Consider the following 17,815-nt stretch of genomic DNA (forward strand, 5'->3'; position numbering starts at 1 on the left):
CGCCGTCACCCAACCGCCCGGCCCGACCGCGCGAACGTCCGCCGGCACCGCCGAGCCCGATCCCGGACGCGGTCGCGCCCGGCGGCGACGCCTGGTCGGGTTTCACCACAATCGACGCGAGCGGCCGCGCAGCCCATGCTGCCGGCGCGGAGCCCGTCCGCCAGGTTTGTCGCCGGCGGTCTTGATCCCGTGTCTTACCTTAGGGCAATCTGCGCCGGGAGAGGATCGCCATGTCGCAATCTGACCAAGCCGGACGTTCCGCGGTTCCCACCGGGACCGGCGGCCAGCCGCAGCCCAGGGGCACCGGCGCCGCGCCGGCCCATCAACTGACCGATCTTGCCTTTTTCAACGGCGCCGAGCCGACCATCGTCGCGCGCAACGAGGCGCGGGTGCGCTGGATCGAGTTCAAGCCCGGCGCGCTGGTGATGGATTTCGACGACGAAAGCGACGATGTCTTCGTCGTCATCCGTGGTTCGGTCAGGGTCTTGATGCGGACCAATCTCGGCCACGAGCTGATCCTCGGCGATTTCGAGGGCGGCACGATCATCGGCGAGATGGCGGCCATCGACGGGCTGAGGCGCGGCGCCAATGTCACCGCCCTGGTCCGGACCCAGGTCTGCCGGATTCCGGCGGCGGTGTTCCTCGATATCGTGCTCGGATCGCCGCCGGTCGGGCTCAGGCTGATGCGCATGCTGACCGCGCGGGTGCGTCTCGGCAACATGAAGCTGCTCGAGCATACGATCCTGTCGGTGCGGCTGAGGCTGCTCAGCGAATTGCTGCGGCTCGCCCGGCCGGGGCGGGTGGCGCCAGGGCTCATCGTCAGCCCGCCGCCGATCCAGTCGGATCTCGCCGCGCGCATCGGGGCGCGCCGCGAGGCCGTCTCGCGCGAGCTGAACGATCTCGACCATGGCGGCCTGATCCGCCGCGAGCGCGGCGCCTTGCTGATCCCGAAACCCGAACTCATCCGCAGCGAAATCGAAAAGCTCGGCGTGGTCCCCGGTGGCCGCGCCGAGGCCTCGTGACCCATTCCGCGAGCCGCTGATGTGCGTCAGCACACAGCCTGATCCAAGGAAGGCCGTCATGGTTTGCCGACAAGAAGTCTCCCGGAAATAATGCCGCATTACACTCCGCTCAGTCTTCGCCGAAGACGAGACAAATCGTGCCGCCTCTTCTCATCCTTGGAATGCCGCGCTACGATCTTTGAGGCCCTTATCGCTGCGCGATAGAACATATGGATTGTTCATGTCGTGGTTCGGGAAAGTCGCGTGGTCCGAGGGTCTGTTCCTGCGGCCCCACCATATGCAGCAAGGCGATCGCTATCTCGAGCGCCTGGTGGAAACCCGCGTGCGCTGCATCACGCCCTATCCCTGGGGTTTCGCCGAGGTCGAGATCGATCGCGATCTCGCCCAGCAGAGCCGCTTCGCCTTGCGCCGGGCCACCGGCATCATGCCCGACGGCACGCCGTTCGACCTGCCGATGGACGGCCCGCTGCCGGCGCCGATCGAGATCCCGGAAAATGCCGCCAAGAGCACCGTCTGGCTGTCGCTGCCGGTGATCGCGCCGAATACGCGTGAGGTCGATGCCGGCAGTTCCGAGACCGGCAGCCGGTTCGTGACGGCGACCCAGACGATCATCGATTCCAATTCCTCGCTGCGGGTCGAGGAAGAGATCGACATCGCCTTTCCGCGGCTCGGCTTCGATGTCCGCAAGACCCAGAAGCCGGGCTACGTGTCGCTCGGCGTCGCCCGCGTGCTCGAGATACGCGACAAGGCGATCATCTTCGACGACCGCTACGTTCCGCCGCTTCTGATCTGCAACGCCCATCCGACCGTCGACGGCTGGATGGACCGGATCATCGGCTGGATGGACAACAAGCTTGAGGAGCTGGCGCGCTACGCCGCCGACCCGACCGCCGGCGGCGGTCTGCAGACGGTCGACTATTTCGTCCTGCAACTGCTCAACCGCCACCTCGCCGCGCTCAAGCATCTCCGGATGACCCGGTTCGCCCATCCCGAGCGGCTCTATGTCGAGCTCCTGCATTTCGTCGGCGAACTCGCGACCTTCGCGTCGCCCGAGCGCCGGACCAACGACTATCCGGCCTATGACCACGACGATCTGGAAAACACCTTCGCACCCGTGGTGCGCGACATTCAGGAATATCTGAGCATCCGCTACGGCCGCCGGGCGATCCGGCTGGAGATCGTCGAGCGGGCGGCCAATGCCTTCGTCTCGACCATCAAGGACCGCTCGCTGTTCCGCAACGCCAACCTGGTGCTGGAGGTGTCGGCGCGCCGGCCGCTGACCGAGATCCAGAACGAGTTCCCGCAGCTGTTCAAGGTGGGGCCCAATACCAAGATGAACGAGATCGTGCACGCCCATCTGCCGGGCGTGCCGCTGATCCATCTGCCGACGCCGCCGCCGCAGATCCGCGCCATGGCGGACCATGTCTATTTCCTGCTTGACCGGACCTCGCCGCTCTGGCCCGAGTTCTCCACCGCGAGCGCGGTCGGCTTCCATTTTTCGGGCACCTGGCCCGACCTGGAGCTGGAGTTCTGGGCGATCCTGGGAGATCGTCCGTGAGCGACAAGAGCCCGCCCTTCGATCCGTTCGGCCGCAGCGACCGCACCATCGTGCAGCCGAACCCCGGAGGCCGTCGGGCTCAGCCGCAGGCGCCGCAACCGCAGGCGCCGCCGCAGCCACAGGCGAACAGCCCCGGATCGCCGGCGGTGGAAGACGACTGGACCACCGGCCGCGCCGCCGCGCCCGAGCCCGTGCCGCAGCCCGTGGCCGGTCGCGGGCCGGAACCGCAGCAGCCGGGCCAGGTCATGTTGCTGAAGCGTGACGTGCCGATCGCGCCGAACGACAACATCCTCCTGGAGGCTGCCTGCCCGCTGCTGCTGCTGCTCGGCCGGCTGCGCGCCTCGCTGATGCATGCGCGCTTCGCCGACCTGATGGACCAGGTCGCGGACGCGATCGACGGTTTCGAGAAGGATGTCCTGGCGCATGGGGCCACCCCCGAGCAGGCGACCGACGCGAAATATGCGCTCTGCGCGACCGCCGACGACATCGTCCAGAACATCCCGTCCGAGGACCGGCCGATCTGGACGCAGTACAGCATGCTGTCGCGGTTTTTCGGCGAGCGGATCGGCGGTGTCCGATTTTTCGAAAAGCTCGACAAGGCCAAGCAGGACCCGCTCAGGAACTACGATCTGCTCGAGCTGATGTATGCCTGCCTCGCGGTCGGCTTCCAGGGCATTCACCGCACCTCCGGTGGCGGCGCGGCAGCGCTCCAGACACTCCAGCGCAATCTCTACGAGACGCTCAGGCGGGTCCGCCCGAGGACCGATCTCGACCTCTCGCCGCATTGGCGCGGCCAGGACATTCCGCCGGCCGCCGCGACGTTCCGTGTGCCGCTCTGGTCGGTCGCAGCCGTTGCCGCCGCCGTCCTCGGCGTGACCTATATCACGCTGCGGCTCCTGCTGGCCGGATCGGCCGATACGGTGGCGACCGAAGTGCGGCGGCTGGTGCCCACGGACACCATCGCCCTGCTGCGCCGGGCGCCGGTGCAACCGCCGCCGCCGCCGCCGACCTCGACGCAGCTCGACTGCATTCGCGCGGCGCTGGCGGCCGAGATCAGTACGGACCGGGTGAGCGTGGTCGAATCCGCCAATTCGGTGATCCTCCGGGTCGGCGCCTTTGCCTCCTTCGAGTCGGGCCAGGCGACGGTGCTCGACAGTTTCCGTCCCGTCGCGACCAAGATCGGCGCGGTTCTCGAGCATCAGGCCGGCGCGATCAAGATCATCGGCCATTCCGACAGCACGCGCATCGCGACCGCGCGCTTTCCGTCGAACTGGCACCTGTCGGTCGAACGCGCCCAGGCCGTGGCCAATCTGATCCGGCCGGGCCTGACCCAGCCGCAGCGCGTCGAGGTCGACGGCAAGGGCGCCGACCAGCCGATCGGCTCCAATGACACCAATGAAGGCAGGGCCCGCAACCGGCGGGTCGAGCTGGTCATCCCGCGCGACCGCGCGGTGACATCGTGCCGGTAGGCCGACCGAGGGACGGCAGGCGATGAAAATGAAGATCTGGCTGTTGCTCGTCTGCTACGCGATCGGGGGGCTGGCGCTCGCCGCGCTCGTCTGGTTCGTCGGCCCGCTGGTGGCGGTCGGCACGATCCGGCCGCTCGATCCGCTCTGGATCCGCGCGCTGGTCGTCGGGCTGATCGGCCTGGTGCTGCTCGCCGCCATCGTCGTCACCGTGCTCAGGCGCCGCAAGGCGGAAGCGCTGCTGGCCAAGAGCCTGGAAGGCCAGGGCCTTGGCGAAGCCGAGCCGGCGGGCGACGGCGAGGTGCTCGCCGACAAGATGAAGGATGCCCTGCAGACGCTGAGAAAGGCGTCGGGTGCGAAGGGCGACTACCTCTACGACCTGCCCTGGTACATGATCATCGGGCCGCCGGGCTCCGGCAAGACCACCGCGCTGATCAATGCCGGGCTCAAATTCCCGCTGGCGCGCGGCATGACGCCGGCGGCCGTCGCCGGTGTCGGCGGCACCCGCTATTGCGACTGGTGGTTCACCGAAGACGCGGTGCTGATCGACACCGCCGGCCGCTACACCACCCAGGATTCGGAACAGAAGGGCGACCAGAAGAGCTGGCTGTCCTTTCTCGAACTGCTCAAGGAAAACCGGCCGAAACAGCCGATCAACGGCGTCATCGTGTGCATCAGCCTCGAGGACCTGGTGACCGGCGGGCCGGAGATGACCAGGGCCCATGCCGAGGCCATCCGGGCCCGCCTGATCGAGCTCCACGACCATCTCAAGGTGGATTTCCCGGTCTACGCCATGTTCACCAAGGCCGACCTGGTGGCCGGCTTCGTCGAGTTTTTCGGCCATCTGAACGAGGCCGGTCGCAAGGTCGTCTGGGGCACGACGTTCCAGACCGACGACAAGACGCTCAACAAGGTCGGTGAGGTTCCGGACGAATTCGACCTGTTGATCGAGCGGCTGAACCTGGAACTGGTCGACCGGTTGCAGGATGAGCCGACGCCGGTCGCGAAGGTGCAGGTGCTCAGTTTCCCCAGCCAGATGGCGGCGAGCAAGGAAGCGATCGTCAACTTTCTCGGCCGCATCTTCGAGCCGACGCGCTACCACGCCAATGCGACGCTGCGGGGCTTCTATTTCACCTCGGGCACCCAGCTCGGCACCCCGATCGACCGGCTGATCGGCGCGCTCAGCCGCTCCTTCGGCGCGCAGCAGCTGGCGGCGAGCGGCTATTCCGGCATCGGCAAGAGCTATTTCCTCACCGATCTCATCACCAAGGTGATCGTCGGCGAAGCCGGCTGGGTCTCGACCAACCGGGCGGTGGTCCGGCGCAACACGGCCTTGCGCGGCTTCGGCTTCGCGGCGATCGCGCTCGTCTGCGCCGGCCTGTTCGGCGCCTGGTGGCTCAGCTATCAGCGCAACAGCGATCTGATCGAGCAGACGTTCCAGAGCGCCAGCCGCTACCGGCTGATCGGCGAGGATGTCAGCGCCGAGACGGTGGTCGGCGACGGCGACCTCAGCCGGCCGCTCAGGCACCTGCACCATTTGCGCCACATGCCGGCGGGTTTCGCCGAGCGCGACATGGCGACGCCGTTGCCGGAGACCTTCGGGCTGAGCCAGCGGCCGCGCCTCAACTCGGCCGCCGAAAGCACCTATCAGGCGGGCCTCGAACGGCACTTCCGGCCACGGCTGCTGTACCGGCTGGAAACCGAATTGCGCAGCCGGCAGCAGGACGCGGCCTATGCCTACCAGGCCTTGCCGATCTATCTGATGCTGGGCGGCCGCGAGCCGCTCGCCAAGGACCAGGTCCGGTCGTTCCTGCGCAGCGACTGGGAGCAGAACCAGTTCCGCGGCGCGGCCAATGCCGATGGCCGGCGCGCGCTCGGCGAACATCTCGACGCGCTGATGGAGTTCGACCCGCCGACCGATACACGCGCCGTGGCGCTGGACGAAGCGCTCATCCTGGAGACGCAGCGCACGCTCGGGCGCATGGGCGTCATCGACCGGGCCTTCGAGCTCATTCGTTCGTCGGCCGCCCAGCAGCGCAACCGCGACTGGACCGCCAGGGCGAAGGGCGGCCAGGACGCCGGACGGGTGTTCGAGGCCCGTGTCGGTGAGGACCTCGATGCGGTCCGCGTGCCCTTCCTGTTCACCTATGACGGTTTCCACGAAGCTTTTCTCGGCCGGCTCGCCGATGTCCGCGCGCAGGTCGAGCGCGAGCGCGGCCTGATGGGCGAGGTCGCCGACCAGCAGGCGCTGCAGCGGCAATTCGACCAGCTCGAGCCGGCGCTGCTCGAGCGCTACGGCCGCGAGTTCGGCCGGGCCTGGGATACGGCGCTCCGAAGCCTGCGCATCAAGTCGCTGACCGCGGACCGGCCGGGTTACGTCACGCTGGACGCCGCGGCGCGCGCCACTTCGCCGCTGATCGCGCTGTTTGAATCGATCCGCGAGGAAACCCAGCTGACGCGCGAAAAGCCGAAACCCGCGGGTGCGGCGCCGGCGCCGAGCGCGCCGCCGCGGGTGGCCTTTCCGGCCGGCGTGGTCCCGGGCGCCGAGATCGAGGCATCGTTCCGGGCCATGCATGTGGTGGTCGAAGCCCAGGGCGGCCGGCGACCGATCGACGACCTGATCAAGAACCTGAGCGACATCCATCAGTCGCTGATGGCGATGTCGGACCCGGCCCAGACGGCGGCCGCGACGCAGATGTTCCGCACCCACCTGCAGTCCCTGCGCGGCAATGCCACGCGCCTGCCGCCGCCGTTCTCGACCATGATGCAGACGGCCGCCAATTCCTTCGATTCCGATGCCACCGGCACGACGGTGGCGCGGATCAATCAGGCGCTGGTCGAGCAGGTCGCCGAGCCGTGCCGGCTCGCCACCGCCGGCCGCTATCCGTTCACCCGCGGTGCGACCACCGAGATATCGCTGGCGGATTTCGAGCGGCTGTTCGGCACCAACGGCATCATCGACCGCTTCTTCGCCGCCAATCTCGCGCCCTATGCCGATACGACCCGGCGCGACTGGGCGTGGAACCAGACCAATCCGGTCGGGCGGCAATTGCCGGTGGCGCTGCTGCGCGACTTTCAACGCGCGGCGGCGATCCGCGAAACCTATATGCGCACGGGAACCGCCGGCTTTTCCTTCGTCGTCCGCAACATGGTGATGCCGCAGGGCGTTGCGTCGGCGAGGCTCGAGGTCAATGGCGCGATCCTCGCCAAGGACGCGCCGGAAACGCCACCGCCGCCGCCCGCACCGTCCGGCCTCGAAGTCCTGTTTGGCCAGCGGCCCCAACCGCAACCGCCCCAGCCGCAACGGCCGAAGCCGCCGGATGCGCCGACGCCGATGCAATGGCCGGGGCCGGCGGGCATGCAGAAGGCGGCGGTGATCATGGTGATGGACCAGACGACCGGGCGCAGCGTGTCGCTGCAGCGCGAAGGTCCCTGGGCGCTGTTCCGGCTCATCGAGGCCGGCACCGTCCAGCGCAGCGGCGAGACGCTGATCGCGACCTTCCCGGTCGGCGGCCGCGAGATCGCCTATGCGATCAACGTCGCCGCGCCGGTCAATCCGCTGACATCGACGGTGCTGCGTGAATTCCGCTGTCCCGGCGCACGGTGACTGGACCATGTCCTATGGCGTGTTCGGAAAACTGCCGGCCAAGCGCGATTTCGTCGCGCTAGACCTGCCGTCATCGGTGCTGCGACCGTGGGAGACCTGGCTGCAGGGGGTGATCGCGGCGACCAGGCAGTCGCTCGGTGCCGGCTGGACCGCGGCCTTCGTCAAGGCGCCGATCTGGCGCTTCTGGTGCGGTTCCGGCGTGCTCGGCACCTCGCTGGTCGGGGCGCTGATGCCGAGCGTCGACGGCGTCGGGCGCTATTTTCCCTTGACCGTGCTGGCGCCGGCCCCGGCCGCGCATCGCTTCGCGCCGCCGAGCCGGGATGGTCGGACAGCCGCGCTCGCGGCGCTGGAGGAGCTGATGCTGGCGGCGCTCGAGCCGGATTGCGACTTCGATGCCTTCCTGGCGGAGCTCAGGGCGGTGGAGCCGCCCGCGGCACTGGCCGGTCCCGTGGCGCCGGCGTCCGCCGAGGCGTTTTTCGGCGCCGGTTCCGGGGAGACGCCGCTCGGCGACATGCTGAACGACGCCCAGCGCCAGGCCGAGGCGGCGGCGGTCGAGGCCATGTCGGTCTGGTGGACGGTGGGCGGCGAGGGCTTCGCGCCGATGGCGTTGAACGCGCGCGGCCTGCCGTCGCCGGTGACATTCGCAGCCATGCTGACCGGAGCTTTCGAACAGGGGGCGTGACACCATGACGGCGCGTCGATCTTCCGAGGATCCCGACCTGATCTCCGAAACCGCCGCCGCCAGCCATGTCGGCTGCGTGCGCGAGGAAAACCAGGATGCCTTCATCGCGCGCGCGGATATCGGCCTGTGGGCGGTCGCCGACGGGGTCGGCGGGCTGACCGATGGTCAATTGGCCAGCGCCACCCTGGTCGAAGCACTGGCCACCATCGGCCGTCCGGCGACCGCGGCGGACCTGCTCGCCCAGTTCGAGGAGCGGACCTGGCAGGCCAACCGGGCGCTGCGCAGCTATGCGGCCGAGAAGGAAGTCTCGCTCGGCACCACCGTGGTGGCGCTGCTGGTCTTCGGCGAGGCCTATGCCTGCGTCTGGGCCGGCGATAGCCGGCTCTACCTCGTCCGCAACGGTGCGATCAGCCGGATTTCCGAGGACCATACCGAGGTCGCCGCCCTGTTGAAGCGCGGCCTGGTGACGCCCGAAGAGGCCCGGACCTGGCCACGCCGCAACATCATCACCCGCGCGATCGGGGTGGCCGACGAGCTCGAGCTGGATATCGCCCAGGGAAAGGCGGAAGATGGCGACGTCTTTGTCCTGTGCTCGGATGGATTGAACACCCACCTGGCCGATACCGAGATCCTGGCATTGCTGGCGGGCCGCACGCCGCGCGCGGCCTGCGACGCATTGGTCGCCGCGACATTGTCGCGGGGGGCCAGCGACAATGTCAGTGTGATCGTCGTCGGCCTGCAGCGCCACGACCGGACCGGCGCGTTGCGTCATCCGCGCGAGCGGACGGTGCTGATGTCTCGAAGGAATGCCGCCGATGGCTGAACAGACCGCCGTCATCTTCGGCCGGGTGCCGCCGGGAACCCGGCTGAACGATACCTATGAGATCGACACGCTGATCGCCGCCGGCGGCATGGGCGAGGTCTATCGGGGCCATCTCATCGAAACCAACGACCAGGTCGCGATCAAGCTGATCCGGCCGGAACTGATCGGCAACGAAGCCGCGCTGGCGCTGTTTCGCAAGGAGGCCTCGGCGCTGCATCAGCTGCATCACGAGGCGATCATCCGCTATTTCGTCTTCGCCATCGATCCGGTGCTGCGGCGGCCCTATCTGGCCATGGAGTTCGTCGACGGCGAGCCCCTGTCGGACCTGGTCAAGCGTGGCCCGCTCGCCGTCGGGCAGTGCTTCGTCCTGCTCCGGCGGCTGGCAGCCGGGCTCGCCGCCGCCCATGAGATCGGCATCGTTCATCGCGACATTTCCGCCGACAACGTGATCCTGCCCGGCGGAGACCTGCGCCGGGCTAAGATCATCGATTTCGGCATCGCCAAGTCGACGCTGTCGGGCGCGACGACGGTGATCGGCGACGGCTTCGCCGGCAAATACAACTATGTCTCGCCCGAGCAGCTCGGATTGTTCGGCGGCACTATCACGCCGAAATCCGATATGTACAGCCTCGGATTGCTGATCGCCGAGGCCTTGCGCGGCCGGCCGCTCGATATGGGTCGCAGCCATGTCGAGACCATCGAGAGCCGCCGCAAGGTGCCCGATCTCGACGGCGTCGACGTCGCGCTCGTTCCGCTCCTGACCGCCATGCTGCAACCCTCGCCGGCCGATCGGCCGGCCTCGATGGAGGCGATCCGCGATTGGCAGCTCCGGCCGGCGCCGGAGGCCGATGGTGGGCAAGGCCTGTCGGCCGGGGCGCCCGGCGGCCGTCGCCGGGGCCGCCTGCGCGCGGCGGAAGACCAGTTGCTCGCCGCACCGCCACGCCGCCGCTGGCTGCCGGCCGCCGTCGCCGCCGCTGTGCTGGTCGCGCTCGCCGCCACCGGCGTGGCCGTCGTCACCTGGGCTCCCGCGCTGATCCCGGGGCAGACGATATCGGCGCGCGATGACGATCCCTTTCCACCGCTGACGGAGGCCAACCGGCCACGGGAGCGGGATGACGGCCAGTCGCCCCTGCTGACGCCGTCGCCGCGGGAAGAAGCCCGCGCCGATTCACAATCCGCGCCGGCCGCCGGTCAGAGCGATCAGGCGGCGGCAAGTGCTGTTGACCCAGGCGCAGCCGAACCGGGCGCTGCCGGGGCGGGGCCGGCCGAGCCCAGTCTCGCCGATGCGCTGGCGACGCTGCTCAGGCGGCCGCCGGAGCCCCCCGGAGGCCAGCCGTCGACGCCGGCGCGCAGTGATGGTGGTGCACCGTCGCCTGATGATCCGGGGCCGGCGCGGCCGCCGCCGGCGGCGCCCGGTCCCGGGGCTTCGACGAGTGGCGGCCGGCCGCCGGCACGGCCGGCCGAACCGAACCTCGCCGCGGTCGCGCCAGCCGCGCCCGTGCCGCCGAGGCCCGCGCCGCCGGTGCCACCGCCACCGGCGGGGTCCGGGTCAGGGGCTTCGACGAGCGGCGAGCGGCCGCCGGCACGGCCGGCCGAGCCGAGCCTTGCCGCCGTTCCACCAGTCTCGTCCGTGCCGGCGAGGCCCGCGCCGGTGCTGCCCGTGCCGCCCTTGGGGCCGCCACCGGCGCGCGTGCCGGAGCCGGCCACGCCGGCCGATTTCGTTCGCGCCTATGACGGCGGATCCTGCCTGTTCCTGGCGGTCCGTTCCGCCGGCGACCGGCGGGCCGATATCGAGGCCTTCGGGATCTCGACCGAGGCGGTCCGCAAATTCGACGCGGATTTCAAGAGGGCGCTCGGCTTCGAGGCCAATATTCAGTTTCGCCTGCTGAGTGAGGCGCAATGTCCGGCGGTCGACTTCCTGCGCTCGATCAGCGGCGAACGCGATCCGGCGCTGCGCTTCGACCTGCAGGCGTTCAACATCCGCGCCGGGCAGACGATCGAGGGGGCGATCCAGGGGGCCGGTCTGAAGAGCGTCAGCGTTCTCGTGGTCACCGATGACGGCGCCGTGCAGCGGGCTGTCGTGCGGACCCAGCCCGGCGGTCGCCCGATGAGCGTCAGCATCGCGACCGAGCCGGGCGCGGCCGCGCAGCGGCGGCCGAAACTGGTGCTGGCGATCGTTGCGCCCCAACGGCCGCAGGCGCTCGATTTCCGTGGCCAGGCTTCCGCCGCGACGCTGTTTCCGGCGCTGCAGCGGGAACTGGCGGGCGATCCGCAATCGGTGTCCGTGCTCAGGCAATATTTCCGTATCGAGAACTGACCGCGCCAACGTCGGTTCAGCTGCCTCGTCCGGTGCGGCGGTCATAGGCTGACGCGAAGAAGCTCATGAAGGCGCCGCGCAGGCCGTCGTCATGGGCGACGGCCAGCGCCTGCCAGCGCGCGAGCTGCAGGTCCCATAGCCTGGCCTTGCGCGAGGCGAAGATCTGGCCGAGCGCCTTGTCCGGTTCGGCGTTTCGCTCGACCGCGGCCGGGTCGAGCTGCTCGATCAAGGCGTCTACCGCGGCCTGCATGGCGATGAACGTATCGAGCTGGTGGGTCTTCAGCGCGTCGAAGCTCTTCTTCATCGCCGCCTCGGCGCCGAGATAGCCGGGGCCCGTGCCGGCGAGCATGAGGCGAAGCGCATCCTCGGGGGTCGGGGCAAAGGGGATCGGATTGTTGTCGAGCGCCTGAACCGTGGTCTGGTTGGTGCTGCGTATCGCGCCCTTGGTCTGGGCCCGCGCCTGCATCAGCGCCTTGAGTTCGGTGGTGACGGCGAGCATCAGGCGGCCGAGCTCTTCGGCGAGCTCGGCCGGGTCGCGGTCTTGCAGGAGGCTGGCGGGAAGGCCGGCGCCCCTGGCGAAACGAGTGAGAAATTCCGCTGGGGCAGCTGCGGGCCGGGACGGCGAAGCGGCCTCGCGCCGTGGTTCCGGTGCCGGCATCTCCATGGCCCGCGCGGGCGGCGGCTGTTCGGCCCCGTCCTCGGTGGGCGCCACGGCCACCGCCGGCAGCGACCAGTCGACGGTCTCGCCGGCATCGGCCGTGGCGCCGCCGTTCGCGACGGGGGGCGGCCGGGACCGCGGCGTGGGAACCACGGGCGGTTCCGGCGGCCGGCCGATCGGGCCCGGCAGATCGACCGCCCAGTCCATCATGTCGCCGGATACCACCGGCCGCGACGATCGCCGGGCGCGGATCTCGCCGGCCGCCGCGGGCGCTGCGGCCTCGCCGTCAATGCTCCAGATGTCGCCGGCGCCGGCGAGCGGCTCCGGCCGGTCCGGCATGGGCTCGGCGGCCGGCTCGCCGCTGACTTCGACCTGGATGATGTAGCGGCCGATCTCCAGCCGGTCGCCATTGCGCAGGCGCCGCGGTTCGACCGGCCTCGACGCATTGCCGTTGACGAAAGTGCCGTTGCTCGACACGTCATGCAGCCAATAGCCGCCGTCGCGGAAGCGGATCTCGCAATGCTTGCCGGAGATATAGCGGCTGGGATCGGGCAGCACCCAATCGAGATGCTTGTCGCGTCCGATGTCGATGCCGCGCTTGCCCGCCAGCGTATAGGACAGCGGGCCGCCATCGGGCAGGGAGGTCTCGTTTTCGATCGTCAGGCGCAGCGCGATCAACGACGTCTCCGCGGCTTGGGACATGACCCGGCCCGACCGGCCCGTCCCCGTTTCACATGGCCTCCGCGGCGGCGAGCCGAATGCCGCCCTCGATGCAGGAGCGAAGTTTAGCACGGCGTTCCGTGGCGGGAACCCTGGCGAGCGCCATCAGCACGCAGGCGCGCGTCGCCTTGGCGGTCAGATGGGGCGGCGCCGGCGCGCCGGGATGCTCGCCGATCGACAGGTTGCCACCCGACCAGGCCGCGGCGAGCGCGGCCCAGGTGGTCGGCCGCGTCCGGTCGGCGGCGTTGCCGATGCTCAGCGCCAGCGTCCGGCGCTCTTCGTTGGGGTCGCGCACCCAGGTCTCGGCGGCGACCAGCGCCTCGTCCTCGACCGCCGCCTGGTCGCGGGCCAGCGTGCGCGTGCAGCGGCAGGCCCACCAGACCGCGTCGCGGCGCGGCAGCAGATAGGCGCAGAAACTGATCGCATCCTCGGGGGTCGGACCGCCGGCCAGCTCCGCCAGAAAGGCCAGCGGCTCGCGGTCGGCGGGCGGCGTGAGCATGTCGTCGGCCAAAGCGGGGAAGGCCTCGAAGACGTCGCGGGCGGTTGCAAAACGAAGCTTTCCCATGATGCCTGCTCGCTCAGTTGATGGTCACGAGGGCACCGGCCAGCGTCAGCACGCCGTCGCCCTTGACCATCGTGATCGGCGCGGTCGCGGCCAATGTGGCGTCGCCCTTGATGGTGACCACCGGCGACTGGATCGAAATCGACGCCGGCGTCATGACGATCTTGCTGGCACCGACCACCAGCTCCAGGTACAGGCCGGCGGTGATCTTGATGGACTGGGCGACGTCGACGGTCTGGTTGCCGGTCTCGACCTTCAACTCGTCGTCGCCGGCCTTCAGCGTCGTGCTGCGCGAGGCCTTGCCCATCGGCACCGGAAACTCCGCGCCGATCTCGCGGGTCTCCGCGTTCTTGATCTTGGCCTCCAGATCCTTCTCGGCGTGCAGGCGGATCTTCTCGCTGGAGGATTTGTCCTCGAAGACCAGCTCGTTATAGCCGTTGTCGGATTTCGACGAGCGCGATTTGACGCCGGCCATCGTCTTGTTGGCGGGCAGCTCGTAGGGGTGCTTGTTTTCGCCGTTGTAGACCGTGCCGGTGACCAGGGGATGATCCGGGTCGCCCTCGATGAACTCGACCACTACTTCCATGCCGATGCGCGGGATGACCACGCCGCCCCAGGACTTGCCCGACCAGGTCTGCGCGACGCGCACCCGGCGCGACGGCTTCTTGTCCCGGTCCCAATGGAACTGGACGAGAATGCGGCCGTGCTCGTCGACATCGATCTCTTCGCCCGATTTGCCCACGACCTTGGCGGTCTGCGGGCCGGATATGATCGGGCGAGGGGTGACCCGCGGCGCGCGGAACGGCCGGTTGCCGGGCTGGAACAGGTAGCGGCCGGTGTAGAGCGGCGCATCGGCCGCGTCACCGGAAACATAGTTCTGGTCGCCGATCTCGTGGGTGCAGGAGACGACGAGATATTGCTTGTTCTCGCTGCTCTCGGAATGGTCCTTAAGGGTGGTCAGGCCGCCGGGCAGCAGCGATGCGGCGTCGCCCGCGCATTCGCGCCGGAGGTCGAGGGCCTGGCGCGCCTCCAGCCGGACCTTGGCCAGTCTCTCGCCCTTGCCGCGGTCCTTGTAGCTGGCGTGATAGTCATAGAGTTCCAGGCTGCCCTTGGCATAGCTGCCGGGCTGGCTCGATTCCGCCAGCAGCGAGGCATTGGGCTTCAGGTAGTCGAAGTCGTTCAGGCTGACCTTGCCGGTCTGGAACCGCCGCACCGGCTTCCACTCGGTCAGGAACTGCTCGTCGCGATAGTTTTTGTCGGTGAGATGGCGCAGCGGTACGGTGGCCAGGCCGGTGACCGGCTGGTGCGACGACCGGCCGTCGGCCAGGATCATCTCGTGCTTGTCGCTCGAATGGTCGAAGAAATAATAGATGCCGTAATGTTCCATGAGGCGGCTGACAAACGCAAAATCGGTTTCCCGATACTGAACGCAATATTCGATCTTTTCGTAATTTTCGTTGGTCTTGAACATGAAGTCGGTAAAGCCGGCGTCGCTGAAGACCTTCTTGATGATGTCGGTGACCGACATTTCCTGGAAGAAGCGGCAATTGGCGGTGAAGCCGAGTAGCGAGAACCAAGGTTGCAGCTTCAGCCGGTAATGGTGCAGGCCGCTGCGCTTGCCGAGCCATTCGCCCTCGGTGAGCACGCCATTGAAATAGCGCTTGGCCTTCTGGGCGGTGTGGTAGGTGACGCAACAGTTGCGGCCGAGCGCCTTGTCGAAATCCAGGCCCGCCTCCGTGCTCACCGCCTCGATCAGATAATCGAACGGCTCGCTGATCGCCTCGCTCGCCTTGAGGCTGACGAGGCTGAGCACGTCGCCGCCGAAGGGGCTCGTCAGGCGCGCGGGGCGTTGGTCTTGCGTCGGGGTGACCGGCATGAGTGTCCTCGTAGACGGTTGGATGCGGAGGCCCGTCGGCGGTGCGACCGGCCTGTTTCAGAAGAGCCGCGATCTGAAATCTCCTGCGCCGTCGCGCGACATGAAATCCGAGCTGCAACCAAGCAACAATCCGGCCCTCGCGCTGTGCGTTCCGTCACATCGACGACCAGCGTGGCGTGGCAGTGTTGCCGGTGTTCGCAGCCGGTTGTGACGGCTCGGCGCAGGCGCAAAATCGCGTCGGCTGGATCAACGGCATCGAATGTCTGTCTCGCAGAGGACCGCCCGTCATGGTTGCTCATTTGCAAATATTCCACGCCGTCCCCTCGATTGACGCTCCTGGCAGTCTGAGTCATTCTCGCACAGTATTCAATCGCTTCGGAGAACGTGCCATGCGCCCGATCTTCTGGTGTTTTGTTTTATTGGCACCGATGACTGTGGCTGGTCCTGCGATTGCGCAGCCGGCTTACACGTCGGATCAGATCATCGAGCGTTTTTCCGGCGCAGGGCGCCCGGCGGCGGCCCTTCCTCTCGGTCAGAGCAGGGGGCTGGGTGGCACGCGCGCGGTTTGCGTGGGAACGGAGGCGGAGTGCGGCCGGCAGGCGAGCCCGTCGCCGAGCTTCGACCTGATGGTGAACTTCGCGCTGGATTCCGACCGGCTGACCCCGGAGGCCCGGCGCAATCTCAACGAATTCGCCCAGGCGCTGAAGGATCCGCGCTTGACCGTGCTGAATTTCCAGGTGGAGGGCCATACCGATGGCCGCGGCAGCGATGATCACAACATGGATCTGTCGCGTCGCCGCGCCAGCGCGGTGGTGAACTATCTCGAGGGCCGCGGCGTCGAACGCTCGCGCATCTCGGCGCGGGCCCTGGGCAGCACCCAGCCCAGAACGCCCGACCCGATGGACCCGACCAACCGGCGTGTCGAGACGCGCCTGGCGCAGTAACCGACGCATCGAGCAATCCGTCGCGCCATCGGCGCCACGGCTATCCCGGCCAGGCCGAGCGCCGGCTGCGCAGCATTGGATGAGTTGAGGACATGGGCGCCACCGACTATGCAAAATTCGCGGCGCCCATTTCCGAGGACGACCCTTGCGGTCCCGATCTCGATGCCCTGGCGGATGACGACCACCTGAATTTCCTGGCGCGCGTCGAAGGCGTGCTGCCGCCGGTGTTTTCGGAGTTCGACCGGACGACCATCGATTTCGACTTCGAAACCAAGGCGGCCGCGGGCCTGCTTGGCCGCTCCCGCGATCTGCGCGTGCTGGTGGTGCTGGCCAAGCTCCTGATCCTCGACCGGAAGCTGGACGACTTCGCGGCGGTGGTCGAGGTCATGGCGGCGCTGCTCGAAGAGCAATGGGCGACGGCGCACCCGATGCCGGAGGGCGCCGATATCGAGCTGCGCCGCGGCATCCTGATGGCGCTCGACGACATGCCCCACACGGTCATGCCGCTGCAATCCGTTCCCTTGTTCGAGTCGCGCAATCTCGGAAGCCTGTCATATCGCGACCATCTGGTGGCGAGCGGCGCGGCCGCGCCGCGCGACAACGAGAGCGTGTTCGAGCCGAGCGCGATCAATGCGGCGCTGGAGCGGGCGGAGCTGGACGAGCTGCAAACCGGCCACGCGGACCTGGTCAGGCTGGAGCGCGGTCTCGCCCGCATGGCGGCGAGCTTTGCCACCCATCTCGGGCCGGGCCGGGACCTGGCGATCCCCAAGCTGCGCAAGCTCGCCGGCGAGCAGGCCGCCTGGCTCGGCGTCGAACTGCGCCGCCGCGACCCCGGCCGAGAGCTCGACGGCCCGGCGCCCGCGCCGACGGCCGACGACACCGCCGTCGCGCCATCGGGCAGCGTCACGGATCACGGCCAGGCGGCGGCGGCGCTGGACGCCATCGCGCACTACCTGGCCCGGCAGGAGCCGTCGTCCGTCGGCCTCCTTCTGGTGCGGCAATGCCGTCAGCTCGCCGGCATGTCGTTTCTCGAGGCCTTCCGGACGCTGGTTCCCGACTCGGTCCAGGCCGCCAGCATTCGCGTCGGCCAGGCCTCGGGTTTCAACATCCCGATCGAGCGCCTGGCGGCTTTCGAGATGGCGGAGGCGTCGGGCGGCGACAATGGCGATGAGACCGGCGGTGAAACCGAAGCGGGGTTTCCCGACGAGAGCGGTGCCGAGGACACCGATGATGCGGAGCCGGCACCGGCCGAGGCCGCCGAGACCGGGCTCGCCGCCCCGCCGCCCACCGCGCGGCCGGCCGTCATCCGGTTGCAGTCGCGCGGCCAGGCCAACGACCTGATGGCCCAGGTGGCGCAGTTCTACCGCGCGATGGAGCCGTCCAGTCCGCTGCCTCTGCTGCTCGACCGTGCGCGCGGCCTAGCCGGTCGCGACTTCCTGACGATCCTCGAAGAAATGCTGCCCGCATCACATCTTCGCGTGAGCAACGACGAGTAGATCCGCCCGGTCGCGGCTCGTTTCGTCCTGCTCGTGCTCCCGGAGAATTTCTCCAGCATTCGAGACCCAAAGCATTCGAAACCC

Annotated in this window: 12 protein-coding genes; 9 read left to right on the forward strand and 3 right to left on the reverse strand. The window is 68.6% G+C overall.

The annotated features are described in order from the left end of the window. Positions 1–230: 230 nt before the first annotated feature. The 7 genes from AC07WJ_RS06175 to AC07WJ_RS06205 all read left to right on the forward strand — a co-directional run bounded on the left by AC07WJ_RS06175 (position 231) and on the right by AC07WJ_RS06205 (position 11,475). On the forward strand, positions 231–1,022 hold the full coding sequence (locus AC07WJ_RS06175; RefSeq protein ID WP_494933628.1) for a Crp/Fnr family transcriptional regulator: 792 nt from the start codon (positions 231–233) through the stop codon (positions 1,020–1,022). Between the two features lie 220 nt (positions 1,023–1,242). Next, entirely contained in the window at positions 1,243–2,580 is a 1,338-nt protein-coding gene (tssK, locus tag AC07WJ_RS06180; protein WP_494933629.1) for a type VI secretion system baseplate subunit TssK, read from the forward strand. Continuing rightward, positions 2,577–4,049, forward strand: a complete 1,473-nt coding sequence (gene tssL / locus AC07WJ_RS06185) for a type VI secretion system protein TssL, long form (protein WP_494933630.1) — start codon at positions 2,577–2,579, stop codon at positions 4,047–4,049. Before tssK ends, tssL begins: the two co-directional genes overlap by 4 nt. A gap of 28 nt (positions 4,050–4,077) precedes the next feature. Beyond that, positions 4,078–7,653: a type VI secretion system membrane subunit TssM gene (tssM, locus tag AC07WJ_RS06190; RefSeq protein ID WP_494933631.1), complete on the forward strand. Its 3,576-nt coding sequence runs from the start codon at positions 4,078–4,080 to the stop codon at positions 7,651–7,653. Beyond that, positions 7,625–8,335, forward strand: coding sequence for a type VI secretion system-associated protein TagF (tagF, locus tag AC07WJ_RS06195; RefSeq protein ID WP_494933632.1), 711 nt, complete (start codon positions 7,625–7,627; stop codon positions 8,333–8,335). Before tssM ends, tagF begins: the two co-directional genes overlap by 29 nt. A gap of 4 nt (positions 8,336–8,339) precedes the next feature. After that, positions 8,340–9,158, forward strand: coding sequence for a PP2C family protein-serine/threonine phosphatase (locus tag AC07WJ_RS06200; RefSeq protein WP_494933633.1), 819 nt, complete (start codon positions 8,340–8,342; stop codon positions 9,156–9,158). Further along, positions 9,151–11,475 carry a serine/threonine-protein kinase gene (locus tag AC07WJ_RS06205; RefSeq protein WP_494933634.1) on the forward strand — a complete coding sequence of 775 codons (2,325 nt, stop codon included), beginning with the start codon at positions 9,151–9,153 and terminating at the stop codon, positions 11,473–11,475. The genes AC07WJ_RS06200 and AC07WJ_RS06205 overlap by 8 nt, the downstream gene beginning before the upstream one ends. A 16-nt stretch (positions 11,476–11,491) precedes the next feature. Here the strand turns inward: AC07WJ_RS06205 and tagH are convergent, their stop codons facing one another. From tagH to AC07WJ_RS06220, 3 genes are read right to left on the reverse strand one after another with little or no spacing between them, the layout of a single operon-like run. Beyond that, complete coding sequence (gene tagH, locus AC07WJ_RS06210; protein WP_494933635.1) at positions 11,492–12,835, reverse strand: type VI secretion system-associated FHA domain protein TagH; 1,344 nt, start codon at positions 12,833–12,835, stop codon at positions 11,492–11,494. 28 nt (positions 12,836–12,863) lie between these two features. Next, positions 12,864–13,418, reverse strand: a complete 555-nt coding sequence (locus tag AC07WJ_RS06215; RefSeq protein WP_494933636.1) for a DUF6931 family protein — start codon at positions 13,416–13,418, stop codon at positions 12,864–12,866. 13 nt (positions 13,419–13,431) lie between these two features. After that, positions 13,432–15,291 (reverse strand): type VI secretion system Vgr family protein, encoded by a 1,860-nt coding sequence (locus AC07WJ_RS06220; protein ID WP_494933637.1) that lies wholly within the window; start codon positions 15,289–15,291, stop codon positions 13,432–13,434. 389 nt (positions 15,292–15,680) lie between these two features. Here AC07WJ_RS06220 and AC07WJ_RS06225 point away from each other — a divergent pair, with 389 nt between their 5' ends. Both AC07WJ_RS06225 and AC07WJ_RS06230 read left to right on the forward strand, forming a co-directional pair. Beyond that, positions 15,681–16,235, forward strand: coding sequence for an OmpA family protein (locus tag AC07WJ_RS06225; protein ID WP_494933638.1), 555 nt, complete (start codon positions 15,681–15,683; stop codon positions 16,233–16,235). A gap of 92 nt (positions 16,236–16,327) precedes the next feature. Next, the gene (locus AC07WJ_RS06230) at positions 16,328–17,731 is read left to right on the forward strand and encodes a type VI secretion system protein TssA (protein ID WP_494933639.1); all 1,404 of its coding nucleotides are present in this window, start codon (positions 16,328–16,330) and stop codon (positions 17,729–17,731) included. The last annotated feature ends 84 nt before the right edge of the window (positions 17,732–17,815 follow it).

It is taken from the genome of Phreatobacter sp. GW821-FHT04C01, assembly GCF_059420385.1.

Coding starts and splice junctions, on each gene's coding strand:
- AC07WJ_RS06175 (WP_494933628.1), top strand. CDS start 231: ATGTCGCAATCTGACCAAGCCGGACGTTCCGCGGTTCCCACCGGGACC.
- tssK (WP_494933629.1), top strand. CDS start 1,243: ATGTCGTGGTTCGGGAAAGTCGCGTGGTCCGAGGGTCTGTTCCTGCGG.
- tssM (WP_494933631.1), top strand. CDS start 4,078: ATGAAGATCTGGCTGTTGCTCGTCTGCTACGCGATCGGGGGGCTGGCG.
- AC07WJ_RS06200 (WP_494933633.1), top strand. CDS start 8,340: ATGACGGCGCGTCGATCTTCCGAGGATCCCGACCTGATCTCCGAAACC.
- AC07WJ_RS06205 (WP_494933634.1), top strand. CDS start 9,151: ATGGCTGAACAGACCGCCGTCATCTTCGGCCGGGTGCCGCCGGGAACC.
- tagH (WP_494933635.1), bottom strand. CDS start 12,835: ATGTCCCAAGCCGCGGAGACGTCGTTGATCGCGCTGCGCCTGACGATC.
- AC07WJ_RS06215 (WP_494933636.1), bottom strand. CDS start 13,418: ATGGGAAAGCTTCGTTTTGCAACCGCCCGCGACGTCTTCGAGGCCTTC.
- AC07WJ_RS06220 (WP_494933637.1), bottom strand. CDS start 15,291: ATGCCGGTCACCCCGACGCAAGACCAACGCCCCGCGCGCCTGACGAGC.
- AC07WJ_RS06225 (WP_494933638.1), top strand. CDS start 15,681: ATGCGCCCGATCTTCTGGTGTTTTGTTTTATTGGCACCGATGACTGTG.
- AC07WJ_RS06230 (WP_494933639.1), top strand. CDS start 16,328: ATGGGCGCCACCGACTATGCAAAATTCGCGGCGCCCATTTCCGAGGAC.